This window comes from Pseudomonas peli, assembly GCF_050563605.1.
Lineage (GTDB): Bacteria > Pseudomonadota > Gammaproteobacteria > Pseudomonadales > Pseudomonadaceae > Aquipseudomonas > Aquipseudomonas peli_A.
On record NZ_JBNXUH010000174.1, the window covers coordinates 1 to 282 of the forward strand.

Sequence of the window (282 nt, forward strand, 5' to 3'; positions counted from 1 at the left end):
AGCTGACAGAGCGCTGCGCGGGCGAGGGTTCATGCTGGCCACCTGTCTTGCATGAGGAAAATAATAATGAAAACCCTGGTTGCTCATCTGGCTCAATACGCGGCCTATCACCGCGACCAACGCAATATTCTCAGCCACTTTATCGGTATTCCACTGATCGTTGTGGCGGTTTGCCCCGCCGCCHTYTCCCCCCCSCCTCCCGCCGCTTTGGCTGTGNGGKTTTYCCCCCCCCBCCTYGGGGGCGBGGGGGGCGGGGGGGGGTACCTGTGCCCCGCCCCCCGC

Annotated in this window: 1 pseudogene; it reads left to right on the plus strand. The window is 64.1% G+C overall.

Annotated features, from left to right (window positions below):
* Window positions 1-66: 66 nt before the first annotated feature.
* A pseudogene (locus tag ACQ4LH_RS21390) lies at window positions 67-207 on the plus strand (Mpo1-like protein); the annotation flags it as partial.
* Window positions 208-282: the final 75 nt, after the last annotated feature.